The sequence below is a fragment of the Ancylobacter sp. G4_0304 genome, assembly GCF_047501495.1.
GTDB lineage: Bacteria > Pseudomonadota > Alphaproteobacteria > Rhizobiales > Xanthobacteraceae > Ancylobacter.
The window spans coordinates 1-12,473 of record NZ_JAZDRM010000063.1 but is presented as its reverse complement, the minus strand read 5'-3'; the positions used below and the strand labels follow the sequence as shown (position 1 = coordinate 12,473).

Below are 12,473 nucleotides of genomic sequence, written 5' to 3'. Positions count from 1 at the left end.
TTCCGGGGCGGGGGAGGGCGCGGGAGGCGCCGCCTCGTGAGCCGGCGCGCTCGGTTCCGGGCCGCGCTCCGGCTGGCCGTTGGCGATGCGCGGCAGGTTTGACAGCGACACCGTGCCGTACTGGCTGGAGAAGCTGAGCACCTGGTCGCCGCCCTGCTGCTGCGAGACGCCGGAAATCATATGCTCGCCGGTGTCATAGACCGCCTGCGACCCGGCCTTCTCGATCACCAGACGCCGGGCGCCGGGGAAGAAGGCGTAGCGCAGGTCGTTCTGCGCGCCGGAGGAACTCGGGCTGCCGAACTCCGCCGGCCACCACGCCCCGCCGGAAAAGCCGCCGGACCCCGCCGCGCGCGGCTCGCTGCCGAGCGCCGGGTTCTGGTAGAGCGCGTCGGAGAGTTCGGTGCACAGCGTGTCGACCCGGTATTTGAGCCCCTGGTTGAACATGTCGCCGACCATGATCATGCCGCCGCGCGTCCATTGCCCCATGCCGCCGAGCTCGGGGTGGCTGAACTGGGCCATGGTGCCGCCGCCGGCCGCCACCGCGCGCAGCAGGACTTCCGTCGCCTCGGTGCTCAGACCATGGCGGGCGGCGAAATCCTCGATGAAGCGCTGCCTCACATTCCGTGTGTCGTTCATGCCGTATCGTCGACTTTCGTCCTGAGGCTGCGGTCCGAAAGCGTCCCGCCTTGCCCTGTCTGTCTTAGCCGAGATGGCCCCGCTTCCCTAGCGCGAAAGCCATCCGCCACGGGCAACGCACGGCACTTGCCAGTTATGCGCAAGGCCGCGACAGGCTGATGAACTCAAGCGCGCAACCTTCTATAGTCCGCTCGCGTTATGACGCCGCGTTTGTGAAAGGTCCCGCCATGTCCGCCGTCGCCCGGTCCCTCGCCGTCAGCCGCCCCCTGTGGCGCCGTCTCCTCGCTCCCCTCGTTCTGGCGGGCCTTGCGCTCGGCCTCGCCGGCTGCGGGGTGAACAACATTCCGACCAATGAGGAAAAGGCCAAGGCGGCGTGGAGCGACGTCCTCAACCAGTATCAGCGCCGGGCCGAGCTGATCCCCAACCTCGTCGAGACCGTGAAGGGCTATGCCCAGCATGAGAGCGAGGTGCTGACCCAGGTGACGGAAGCGCGGGCCAAGGCGACCTCGATCAAGGTTGACGCCTCCACCATCACGGATCCCGCGCAGTTCCAGCAGTTCCAGCAGGCGCAGTCGCAGCTTTCCGGCGCGCTCGGCCGGCTGATCGCGGTGTCGGAGGCCTATCCCGACCTCAAGGCGAACCAGAACTTCCTCGCTTTGCAGGCGCAGATCGAGGGCACGGAGAACCGCATCGCGGTGGCGCGGCGCGATTATATCGAGGCGGTGCGGGTCTATAACACCGAGCTGCGCACCTTCCCCGGCGTGCTCTGGGCCTCGACGCTCTACCGCGCCAACAAGCCGATGGAGACCTTCACCATCGCCGAGGAACAGATGAAGGCGCCGCAGGTGAAATTTAACTGAGCGGAGCGGTCGTGACCCCGCGCACCCGTTATCCGGCGGCGCTGCTGGCGCTGGTGTTCTGCGCGCTGCTGGCGGCGCTTGGCCCCGCGCGGGCGGAGTTCGCCTTTCCCGCGCTCACCGGCCGGGTGGTCGATGCCGCGGCCGTGCTGACCCCCGCTGCCCGCGCGGCGCTGGAGGAAAAGCTCGCGGCGCAGGAAGGCACGACTACCGACCAATTCGTGGTCGCCACCGTGCCCTCGCTGGAGGGCACCTCGGTGGAGGACTATGCCAACCGGCTGTTCCGCTTCTGGAAGCTCGGCCAGACGGAGAAGGATAACGGCGTGCTGCTGCTGGTGGCGCCGAACGAGAAGCGCGTGCGCATCGAGGTCGGCTACGGGCTGGAGGGGGTGCTGCCGGACGCGGTGGCCAGCACCATCATCCAGACCGCGATCCTGCCGGATTTCCGCGCCGGTAATTTTGCGGGCGGCGTCGAGAAGGGCGCGGACGCGGTGATCGAGGTGCTGAACCTCGATCCCGAGGAGGCCAGGGCCCGCGCGCAGGCCGCGGCCGAGCCCGAGATGAGCCCGGACGACTGGTTCGAGCTGCTGTTCATCCTCCTCATGGTCGCATTCTGGCTGTTCGTGTTCTACCGGCAGGCGAAATCCCGCAACCTGCGCATGCGGCGCGGCGGGCGGGCCGGCACGCTGGCCGGCGGCACGGCGGGCTGGGACTGGTCGCGCGGCAGCGGCGGCGGTGGGGGCGGATGGTCGGGCGGCGGCGGCTTTTCCGGGGGTGGCGGTTCCTCCGGCGGCGGCGGTGCCTCGGGGAGCTGGTGATGCTGAGCGAGCAGGAACATGCCGCCGTCGCCGGCGCGATCCGCGAGGCCGAGGCCGGCACGGCGGGCGAGATCCGCGTCGTGGTCCATGCGCGCCCGCTGGTGCGCACCCCGTTCTTCGGCCTGATGTGGGCGGCGCTGCTGGCGCTGGTGCTGCCCTGGCCGCTCGCTCTGTTCACCACGCTGGACACGCCTGCGCTGCTGGCGCTGCAGGCCGCCACCTTCGTGGTCGCGGGGGCGCTGCTGATGCTGAGCCCGCTCGGCGCGCTCACCATCCCGCGCTTTGCCCGCGAGGAAGCGGGCCGGGCGGCGGCGGTAGATCATTTCCTCGCGCTCGGCATGCACCAGACGCGGGGGCGCACCGGCGTGCTGATCATGGTCGCGCCGGCCGAGCATCTGGTCGAGGTGGTGGCGGACGAGGCGATCCACGCGCAGGTGGGGCATGAGGCATGGCAGGGCGTGTGCGCCCTGGTGCTGGCGGGCGCGCGCGACGGCCGGCTCGCCGAGGGGCTGGCCAACGGCGTGGCCGAAGCCGGGCGCATCCTCGCACGCCACGCCCCGGCCGGGCCGGACGACGCCAATGAATTGCCGGACCGCGTGATCGTGATGTGAGGGCGAATCGGCAAGCCCGGCCGGGATCCAAGGTGCAGGGTGCGGGAGGGCGCGGCCCGCGTACGGCATGGGAACCGGTGCTCCGGGCTGGCCGTTGTCACTGGAAAAGGAGCTGATCCATGACTCATATCCGCTACGAGATCGTCGAACATGACGGTGGCTGGGCCTACAAGCTCGGCGACGTGTTCTCAGAGACCCACCCGACCCATGACGGCGCGTTGGCGGCCGCGCGCGCGGCGGCGGCCCGGCAGGCGGGCTTCGGCGACACCCGCCCGATCGCCTATCAGGACCGCAACGGCCAGTGGCACGAAGAGACGGTCCACAGCTCCGACGCCCCCGAGGTCGAGGTGGAGGATACGGGCAAGGGCGGGTAAGGCCGGGCAGTATGACGGACCATCCGGATAGTCAGTCCAGAATTTACCGTCATCTCCCAACCCAATCATTTGGGAGCCGGTGGGGATGATGGACTGTATCGGCTACCGCGTCAGCTAACTGATTGAGACAGTTTGGTGGCCCACCAGGCCGCGCCGTCGCAAGAGGTGACAATTCCTTAGATCGTTCTGGGACGATTGCGAAATCCAGCGTTTCCGGGCACTCCATTTCCGCCACTGTCCCATTTTTCCCCTCGGTGCCGAATGGTGCCGAGAGGATTCGCGCTGCCGTCGCGAGAGCAACGGGTGCCGACCTTGATCGGCTCACCTCGGTGATGTGGCTGGGCGTCGCTGACGGTTCCATCAGCGAGGCGGAGTCGGAAGCACTGGACGCTCTGATACAGGCTCGCCGCTGTACTCTGCGCCCTCAACATGCGGTCGGTCGGCGGCAGGCCTTCCTCTTCCGCTTCAAGCCCCGGCGTGCTCAACGCTCTCCCGACCGGGAAGCGTCTATCCGCCGTCGTCGTATGCTCGGCGGCTCTGGAGCCCTGCCGGACAAGCTGCGTTCTCTGTTCACCGAGAGCCAGCGCGCAGTCCTGACGATCATCGCCGGCGAGGTGAAGCATCACGGTCAATGCGATCTGCCGATCGATAAGATCGCGGCTCTCGCAGGCTGTGGCCGCACCACGGTGCAGAACGCCCTGCACCAGGCGGATCGCTTAGGCCTCGTGAAGGTCGAGAAACGACCGGTTCGCGGCGCAAAGAACAAGACGAACCTCGTGCGGATCGTGTCGGGGGAGTGGCTGGCCTGGATCAGGCGTGGCCCGGTGGCTCACAGGCCGATAGGGTCCAAAACGTCGCCGATGCCCAAAAATCTGAACCCCACGAAGAACATAGAAGTAAAGAAAGAACCTATGAGGGGTTCTTCCCGACCTCTCGGCGTCACTCCCGGTCGTATCGTCGCTGGCCTGCGAGAAGCAAATGGCCAGGGTTGAGAGTAGTTGAGAGTAGTTGAGAGTAGTTGAGAGTAGTTGAGAGTAGCTTCTGGCTAGTGTCGTCGGACAACGCGGCGCATAGACTCATCTATGCAGCACGCATCCATCATCAGCGGCGTCCCGACGCCTCCTCCTTTGCTCAACAGCGAGATTGCTCGCCGCGCCGTCTTTGACGCGCCTGGTCGCGACTGGGTGTTCGTCGAGGCGGATACGGCGGCTTGGCAGCAATGGATGCGTTTCTGCCGCCAACGCACAGGACGCGCTCCGACTGTCATCCACGTTGTCGCCATTCCACCGGGCAAGCCGGTCGGGCGCTATCGCGGTCGCAGCCTTCCGAGCCTTCACCCTCCCGGCGAGAGCAACCTCGATCGCATGCGCATGGCCGCCGGCGAAACGCTGGAGGACGTGATGGAGGCGTGACCGGGGGTGGTCGCCGACTTGCGGCGGCAGGCCGGGACCGGCGGCCCTAGGTTTGCGCGTGATGGGGGATAAATAGGCTTTTTTATCAATTGGTTATCTGGGAATGAGGGTTTTCTGACCGTGTTCGCGACACTCAAGAGCTGGCTGGGGATGGAGGGCAAGAGCCTCGCGGCGCCGGAGGCGCAGCTCGCGGAGCTGTTCGGTGCGGCGCCCTCGGGGCTCGCGGTTGGCGCGGCACAGGCTCTCACCGTGCCGGCGGTTCAGTCCGCGATCCGGCTGATCGCCGAGGCGACCGCCTGCCTCGACCTCAAGGTGATGCGCCGCGTGGGTGACACGCTGGTCGAGGCCAGCGAGCACCCGGTGGCGAAGCGCCTCGCGGAGGCGCCCAATGACTGGTCCGACTGGTTCAGCTTTCTGCGCGACATGGTTGCCGCCGCGCAGGTGAGCGACAAGGGCGCGCTGGCACTGGCGAACAAGGTGGACGGGCGGCTGGTCGAGCTGGTGCGCTACGAGCCCGCGCACTTCACGGTCGACTATTCCGGCGATGGCCGCCTGGAGCCGAGCTACCGCATCAACAATGTGCCGGTAGCGGCCGATGACGTGGTGCATCTGCGGGCCCCGTTCGCGCGCTGCCCGCTGTCGCTGGCGGCGGACGCGATCGGCACGGCCAAGGTGATGGAGAGCCATGCCGGGCGGCTGTTCAAGGATGGCGCCCGCCCCTCGGGCGTGCTGTCGCTGAAGGAGCGCACCACGCCGGAAGCGCTCAAGCGCATCCGCGATGCCTGGCAGCTCGCCCATGGCGGCGGCAAGTCCGGCGGCACTGCGATCGTCGAGGGTGGCGCCGAGTATTCGCAGCTGACGCTGGCCTCGACCGATGCCCAGTTCCTGGAGCTGCGCACCTTCCAGATCGTCGAGATCGCCCGCGCCTTCCGTGTCCCGCCGTCCATGCTCTACGAGCTGGACCGCGCGACGTGGTCGAACTCCGAGCAGATGGGCAAGGAGTTCCTGACCTACTCGCTGGCGCCGTGGCTGCGGGCGTTTGAGGGCGCGCTGCGCCGGGCGCTGTTCACGCCGGAGGAGCGCGGCGAGTACCGCCTGGTGTTCGACCGCGACGACCTGACCCGCGCCAGCCTCACCGAGCGCGCGACCGCCATCTCCTCGCTGATCGCCGCGCGGGTGCTGAACCCCAATGAGGGCCGCGACTGGCTCGACCTGCCCCCGCGTGACGGCGGCGAGGAATACGCCAATCCCAACACCGGCTCGAGCCAGCCCGGCGGCAGCCCCAGCGAGGAGGAAGCCGCCTGATGGAACGCGCCTTTATCGAGACCAAGATCCTCGCGGACGATGCCGGCGCCATCTCCGGCCTCGCGTGGAAGTTCGGCGTGCCCGATCGCGTCGGCGACATGATCGAGCCCGGCGCCTTCAAGGGCCTCGCCCTGCCGATCCCGATGCTGTTCGGCCACGACTTCAACGATCCGGTCGGGGCGTGGGAGCGCGCCGAGGTGAAGACGGACGGCCTGCACCTCACCGGCCGGCTGCTGGTCGAGGAGGTCGCCCGCGCCCGCGAGGTGCGCGCGCTGGTGAAGTCCGGCGCGGTGCGCGGGCTGTCCATCGGCTTCGTGACGCGCAAGGCGACGGCCCGTGCCGGCGGCGGGCGCACCATCCGCGCGCTCGACCTGTTCGAGGCCTCGCTGGTGACCATCCCCATGCATCCCGGCGCGCGGGTGACCGGCGCCAAATCCGCGGCGGGCGCGCTGGCGCTCGCTGAAACCCTGCGCCGCGCCACTGCGGCTCTCAAAGGAAGCTGAACGATGAAGCATCTCTGCCTGACCAAGGCCGCGCCCGGTGCGCTGGAGCTGAAGGGCGACAATGACGACCCGCACGAGATCGTCACCAAGGCGCTCGTCGAGCTGACCAAGACCGTGACCGAGGGCCAGAAGTCGCTCGGCGATCGCCTCGCGGTGCTCGAGACCAAGGGCGGCAAGCCGGAGGAGAGGAAGGGTGACGATCCGTCCACCAAGCTCACCGAGCGCCTGGACAGGATCGAGGCGAAGATGAACCGCCCGGCGGGCGGCGGCGCGGGCAATGACGAGCCCTCGATCGAGCGCAAGGCGTTCGCGGCCTATCTGCGCCAGGGTGACCGCGCGCCGGAGACCGAGCTGAAGACGCTCACCGTCTCCAGCGACACGCAGGGTGGCTATCTGGCGCCGACCGAGATGTCGGCTGAGTTCGTGCGCGACCTCGTGGAGTTCTCCCCGATCCGCGCGCTCGCCACCGTGCGCAGCACGGCGGCACCGGCGGTGAGCTATCCCAAGCGCACCGGCATCACCAATGCCAGGTGGAAGGGCGAGACGCAGGAGGCCAGCGAGCCGGGCTTCGGGCAGATCGAGATCCCGATCCGCGAGGTGAACACCTATGTCGACGTGTCGAACCAGCTGCTGGCCGATTCCGGCGGCACGGCGGAGGCGGAGGTGCGGCTCGCGCTCGCCGAGGACTTCGGCCAGAAGGAGGGCCTTGCCTTCGTCGCCGGCAATGGCGTGCTGGCGCCGGAGGGCCTGCTGACCGCCGCCGGCATCGCCGAGACCATCAACGGCCATGCCACGAACCTCTCCGCCGATGCGCTGATCGCGCTGATGTACGCGCTGCCGGCGGCGTATCGCGTGCGCGGCTCCTGGCTGATGAATGGCGGCACGCTGGCGAAGCTGCGCACCCTGAAGGACGGCCAGGGCAATTATCTCTGGCAGCCGAGCTATCAGGCCGGCCAGCCGGAGATGATCCTCGGTCGCCCGGTGGTGGAAGCCGTCGACATGCCGGACGTGGCGGCGGACGCCTATCCCGTCCTGTTCGGCGACTTCGCCACCGGCTACCGGATCGTCGACCGCCTGGCGCTGTCGATCCTGGTCAACCCCTACATCCGCGCCACCGAGGGCATTACCCGCATCCATGCCACGCGCCGCACCGGCGCGGGCGTGGTGCAGCCCAAGGCGCTGCGCAAGCTCAAGATGGCGACGGCCTGAGGGCCGCCGTCCTTCCCCTCACGCGAAGTCAGGAGACCCAAAGCATGCGCGACCTCATCTCCACGATCGGCGTGGTGCCGGCCTTCACCCCGTCCGTGAAGTCGGCGGCGGCCGATGGCCTCGCCGTCGACCTCAAGGGCTTCAACCGCGTCGCCTTCCTCATCAGCACCGGCGCCATCGTCTCCGATGGCGACTTCGCGGTGAAGCTGCAGGAGAGCGACGACGGCGCCGCCTTCACCGATGCGGACGACACCGCTGTGCTGGGCAGCGTGCCGGCGACGCTGGAAGCGGCGAGCGCCTACAAGCTCGGCTATGTCGGCTTCAAGCGCTATACGCGCCTTGCCCTCACCAAGGCCGGCGGCACCTCGATCGGGCTCGGCGCGGTTGCCGTGCTTGGCGATCCACAGCACGCGCCGGTGAGCTGACGCCATGCCGGTGCGCGCGCCCCGTATCTGCGGCTGCGGCCACAAGGTCGCTTCCGGGCTGTGTGCCTGCGAGGCGCGGGCGGAGGCCAACCGGCCGACCGCCCGCGCGCGCGGCTATGACAGCAAATGGGATCGCGAGCGCGTCGCCTATCTCGCCGCGCACCCGAGCTGCCGGCGCTGCGGTGCGCCGTCCAAGGTGGTCGATCACATCGTGCCGCACCGTGGGGACCGCAAGCTGTTCTGGTCGCGCTCGAACTGGCAGCCGCTCTGCACGCCCTGCCACAGCCGGGCGAAACAGGCGCAGGAGAAGCGCGCTGAGGAGAAACGCCCATGAACACCAGCGACCTCATCCCGCTCGCCGACATCAAGGCGGATCTGCGGATCGACACCGATGACGACGACATGCTGGTGAGCGCCAAGCTGGAGGCCGCGCGCCGGCATGTCGAAGCCTGGTGCGGGCCGCTGGAGGCGTTCACCGGCAGCGTGCCCGGCGACCTCGTTGAGGCGATCCGGCTGCTGACCGGGCACCTCTATAACAACCGGGAAGCCACCTATGCCGGGCAGGGCGAGGTGACGGAGATTCCCCTCGGCTTCCACGACCTCATCGGACCCTACCGGAAATGGGAGTTCTGATCCCCATGCGCGGCGCCAAGCCCTTTGCCATCGTCCCCGCCTCCTCACCCGTGCGCGAGCCGCTCGACCCGCCGGAGTGGCTGTCGAGCGACGCGCGCGACGAATGGAACCGCGTGGCGCCGATCCTGATCGAGGAGCGCCGCACCCTGACCGTGACCGATATTGCCAGCCTCGCGAACTACTGCGTTGCCGTGGGGCGCGCGGCCGAAGCCGAGCGCATCATCGCCCGCGACGGCATGATCGTGGTGACCAAGACCGGGCCGAAGAAGCACCCCGCCGTGGCCATCAGCTCCGATGCGATGACGCAGGCGCGCCTTCTCGCGGGCGAGCTTGGCCTCACCCCGGTCAGCCGCTCGCGCCCGTCCGTCCGCTCCGATAGCGGCGCCGACAATGGGCCGGGCCTGTTCGACCTGGATCTGTGACCATGGCGCGCACGACCTATCCCGCCTGGATCTTCGACGGCAGCGAAATCCCCGATCCGCTGGGCTATGGCGCCCGCGCGGTGCGCTGGCTGCATATGCTGCGTCATCCCAAGAGTACCTTGCCCGGCCGGCCGTTCCGTCTCGACCCGTGGCAGGAGCGGATCGTGCGCCGCATCTATGGCCCGCGCCATGAGGACGGCACCCGGATCGTCAAGACCGTGGTGCTGCTGCTGCCGCGCGGCAACCGCAAGACCTCGCTCGCCGCCGCGCGGCAACCGCAAGACCTCGCTCGCCGCCGCGCTTGCCCTGCTGCACACGATCGGGCCGGAGCGGGTGCCGGGCGGCGAAGTCATCTCCGCCGCTGCCGACCGCAAGCAGGCCCGGCTCGCCTATGCCGAGGCGCTGGGGATCGTGCGCACCCTGCCGCAGGCCGCCGCTCACACCCGCGTCGTCGACTACCGCAACCGGCTGACCTTCCCGCGCGACGGTTCGTTCTATGAGGCCATCAGCGCCGATGCCGGCACCCAGCACGGGCGCACGCCGGCCTTCGTTCTCGCGGACGAGCTGCACGCCTGGCCCAAGCGCGACCTGTGGGACGTGCTGCGCTCGGGCCTCGTGAAGCAGAAGGGCTCGCTTCTCGTGGTCGCGACCACGGCGGGGCGCGGCCAGGAGAACATCGCCTGGGACATTGTGGAGGATGCCCGCAAGGTGGCGCGCGGCGAGGTGGATGATCCGTCCATCCTGCCGATCCTGTTTGAAGCCGAGCGCGATTGCGACTGGACGGACGAAACCATCTGGCGCCGGGTAAACCCCGGCCTTGCCTATGGCTACCCCGACCTCGAGGGACTGCGCCAGCTTGCCCGCGAGGGGCAGCGCCGCGTCGGCGACCGCGAAGCCTTCCGCCAGCTCAACCTCAATATCTGGCTCGACCACTCGGCCGATCCCTTCGTCGACATGGACGTGTATGACGACGGCAGCGCGGCCATAGACCTTGAGGCGCTGCAGGGCGCGCCGTGCTGGCTGGGGGTCGACCTCTCCTCCAATCACGACCTCACCGCCGTCGTCGCCGCCTGGCGCAACGCGCGGGGCGGCTACATCGTCCATCCCTGGTTCTTCTGTCCCGAGCAGAACCTGCGCCTGCGCGCCGATCGCGACGGCGTGCCCTATCCCACCTGGGCCGAACAGGGCCATATCATCCCGACACCCGGCAACGTGGTCGACTTCCGCACCGTGGAAGACACCATCCGCGACCTGTGCGAGCGCTTCGCCGTGCAGGAGATCGCCTTCGATCCGCACCTTGCCCGCAACATGCTCAACAACCTCCTCGAGGACGGTCTGCCGGCGGTCGAGATGCGGCAGGGCTGGGTGACCATGGCGCCCGCGATCAAGGAGCTGGAGCGCGCCATTGTCGGGCGCCAGCTCACCCATGGCGGGCATCCCGTGCTGCGCTGGTGCTTCGACAACATCGCGATCCACACCGACAGCGCCGGCAACCGCGTGTTCCACAAGGGCAAGAGCCGCGACCGGATCGACGGCGCCGTCGCCTGCGCCATGGCGGTTGTCCGGGCGAGTGCGGAAGGCGGGGCGAGTATCTACGAGAGCGAAGATTGGGCGCCGGAGATGATGGTGCTGTGAGGCCTTTACGAGGAACTCGGAACGCAAGTAGCCAAACCATTTCGATCATGCGATTAAAAACGCTGGATATGGAGGCACCGATGGCGAACGACCTGAGCGAAATTCTGAAGTCAATTGATGAGCTTGCGGCTCGAGCTAAATTGTCGCGTCAGCGCGCGTTCGCCGCATGGTATGCTATTTATTTCCGCGACCTAGATGAAGATGATGCTCTTGAAGCCGCGGCTGCGGATGGTGGAAATGATCAAGGCATTGACCTCGTTTTTGCAGATGACGCCAGCGAGCAAATCGTTGTCATTCAGGCCTTCTGCCCAGAAAATCTGGAAAAAGCCACCCCCAAGAATAAGTGGGACGCGCTTGTGTCCTGCTTGGCTTTTGTAAGAAATCCAAAATCTCTCAAGGATGCTGGGCGGCCCGACTTAGCTGATTCAATCAATGAAATTATAGAGAGCAACAAAAACTACGAGATAAATCTATCTCTAATTTCGCTAGGCAAATCCAATGATCAGATAGCAAAATCTGTGGCTGCACATCAGAAATTGCCAGGGAGCGGCGTCACTTATTCTTGGGTTTCACAAGAACTAATTATTGAGAATTATCGCGCACTTGTGGAGTCCTCCGATGGAGTCGCAGAGGATTATCTGAATTTCACAGGAGGTTACCTAAAGGACGAGGGCGAGTATGGACGGGCATGGCTCGGCTCAGTTAGCGCAGAAGAGCTCATCAGATTGCATGGCGAGCATGGGACAAAGCTTTATGCAGGCAATATTCGCCTTTTCCTGGGGGCCAGGAAAGGCGGCATCAACGAGCAAATTATCGCGACCGCAAAGGACGATCCCGGTAACTTCTGGGCTCTTAACAACGGCATCACAATTGTCGCGGATCACGCGGATGCAATAGAATCCGAAAATACAAAGCTTAAATTGAAAAGATTCAGCATAGTCAATGGATGCCAGACTACGAATAGCCTTGTCAGATCAGGATCAGCAGCCGCAAAGGTTCTGGCTCGAGTAATTGCCGCAAAATCAAATCTGCGAAACGATATTGTAAGATTTAATAATTCACAGAATGCCATAAAAATTTGGACCGTACGCGCGGCAGACAAGACTCAACAAAATTTGCAACGTCAATTCAAAAAAATTGGAATTGAGTACGCTCCCAGACAGGACGGCGCCAGAAAGAAAACTGGAAAGAACACCATTGAACTAGATAAACTGGCTCAATATATCGCATCTTCTGATAAGGAATTTTTGATTCAAGCAATTGATAATAAGGGCGAGCTTTTTGATCAGCCTTACCAAAAAATATTCCCAAAAGACATAAGCGAACGACGAGTTTACCTTTCATGGCTCGTAGGATTGGCCGCTGACGAAGCAAGAAAAAAGTTACTCGACGAAATTAGAGATAACTCAAATGGTCTACTTACAGTCACCGCTGGATTTTGGATAGTCTACACCGCATTTGTTATTTTTTCAAAATTCAGTGATGTCAACTCAATACATATAACATTAGAGCGGTTTCTGGCTGATCCGATTCAGAGCGGGATTCCCAAATCGCGGCATGTCTGCTTCCTTCGCGTTCGGAGTGGTGGAGATGGATCATGTCGCGCGCCTACAGCCAGGATTTGCGGGATCGG

Annotated in this window: 15 protein-coding genes and 1 pseudogene; 15 read left to right on the top strand and 1 reads right to left on the bottom strand. The window is 65.7% G+C overall.

Annotated features, from left to right (window positions below; genetic code table 11):
• Positions 1-636 (bottom strand): SHOCT domain-containing protein (locus tag VRZ77_RS21270; protein WP_414594569.1); only part of this gene is annotated, 636 nt, incomplete at its 3' end.
• A gap of 227 nt (positions 637-863) precedes the next feature.
• Here VRZ77_RS21270 and VRZ77_RS21265 point away from each other — a divergent pair.
• The 15 genes and pseudogenes from VRZ77_RS21265 to VRZ77_RS21195 form a co-directional block, all read left to right on the top strand.
• Positions 864-1,496: a LemA family protein gene (locus VRZ77_RS21265; protein WP_241617317.1), complete on the top strand. Its 633-nt coding sequence runs from the start codon at positions 864-866 to the stop codon at positions 1,494-1,496.
• An 11-nt stretch (positions 1,497-1,507) separates the two neighbouring features.
• Entirely contained in the window at positions 1,508-2,311 is an 804-nt protein-coding gene (locus tag VRZ77_RS21260) for a TPM domain-containing protein (RefSeq protein WP_414594568.1), read from the top strand.
• Positions 2,311-2,922, top strand: coding sequence for a TPM domain-containing protein (locus VRZ77_RS21255; RefSeq protein WP_414594567.1), 612 nt, complete (start codon positions 2,311-2,313; stop codon positions 2,920-2,922). The genes VRZ77_RS21260 and VRZ77_RS21255 overlap by 1 nt, the downstream gene beginning before the upstream one ends.
• Positions 2,923-3,041: 119 nt before the next feature.
• Entirely contained in the window at positions 3,042-3,296 is a 255-nt protein-coding gene (locus VRZ77_RS21250) for a DUF2188 domain-containing protein (protein WP_414594566.1), read from the top strand.
• Between the two features lie 332 nt (positions 3,297-3,628).
• Complete coding sequence (locus VRZ77_RS21245; protein ID WP_414594565.1) at positions 3,629-4,288, top strand: hypothetical protein; 660 nt, start codon at positions 3,629-3,631, stop codon at positions 4,286-4,288.
• A gap of 90 nt (positions 4,289-4,378) precedes the next feature.
• Positions 4,379-4,708 (top strand): hypothetical protein, encoded by a 330-nt coding sequence (locus VRZ77_RS21240; protein WP_414594564.1) that lies wholly within the window; start codon positions 4,379-4,381, stop codon positions 4,706-4,708.
• 120 nt (positions 4,709-4,828) lie between these two features.
• Positions 4,829-6,013, top strand: coding sequence for a phage portal protein (locus VRZ77_RS21235; protein WP_414594563.1), 1,185 nt, complete (start codon positions 4,829-4,831; stop codon positions 6,011-6,013).
• Positions 6,013-6,516, top strand: coding sequence for an HK97 family phage prohead protease (locus VRZ77_RS21230; RefSeq protein ID WP_414594562.1), 504 nt, complete (start codon positions 6,013-6,015; stop codon positions 6,514-6,516). The genes VRZ77_RS21235 and VRZ77_RS21230 overlap by 1 nt, the downstream gene beginning before the upstream one ends.
• Before the next feature lie 3 nt (positions 6,517-6,519).
• Complete coding sequence (locus tag VRZ77_RS21225) at positions 6,520-7,725, top strand: phage major capsid protein (RefSeq protein ID WP_414594561.1); 1,206 nt, start codon at positions 6,520-6,522, stop codon at positions 7,723-7,725.
• A gap of 44 nt (positions 7,726-7,769) precedes the next feature.
• A complete protein-coding gene (locus tag VRZ77_RS21220) occupies positions 7,770-8,150 on the top strand; it encodes a hypothetical protein (RefSeq protein WP_414594560.1) in 381 nt (126 codons plus the stop codon).
• 4 nt (positions 8,151-8,154) lie between these two features.
• The gene (locus VRZ77_RS21215; RefSeq protein WP_414594559.1) at positions 8,155-8,484 is read left to right on the top strand and encodes an HNH endonuclease signature motif containing protein; all 330 of its coding nucleotides are present in this window, start codon (positions 8,155-8,157) and stop codon (positions 8,482-8,484) included.
• Complete coding sequence (locus tag VRZ77_RS21210) at positions 8,481-8,783, top strand: head-tail connector protein (RefSeq protein WP_414594558.1); 303 nt, start codon at positions 8,481-8,483, stop codon at positions 8,781-8,783. The genes VRZ77_RS21215 and VRZ77_RS21210 overlap by 4 nt, the downstream gene beginning before the upstream one ends.
• A 5-nt stretch (positions 8,784-8,788) precedes the next feature.
• The gene (locus VRZ77_RS21205) at positions 8,789-9,205 is read left to right on the top strand and encodes a phage terminase small subunit P27 family (protein WP_414594557.1); all 417 of its coding nucleotides are present in this window, start codon (positions 8,789-8,791) and stop codon (positions 9,203-9,205) included.
• Between the two features lie 2 nt (positions 9,206-9,207).
• Positions 9,208-10,840: pseudogene (locus VRZ77_RS21200) on the top strand (terminase large subunit).
• Positions 10,841-10,920: 80 nt separating this feature from the next.
• On the top strand, positions 10,921-12,473 hold a 1,553-nt coding region (locus VRZ77_RS21195), incomplete at its 3' end, for an AIPR family protein (RefSeq protein ID WP_414594556.1).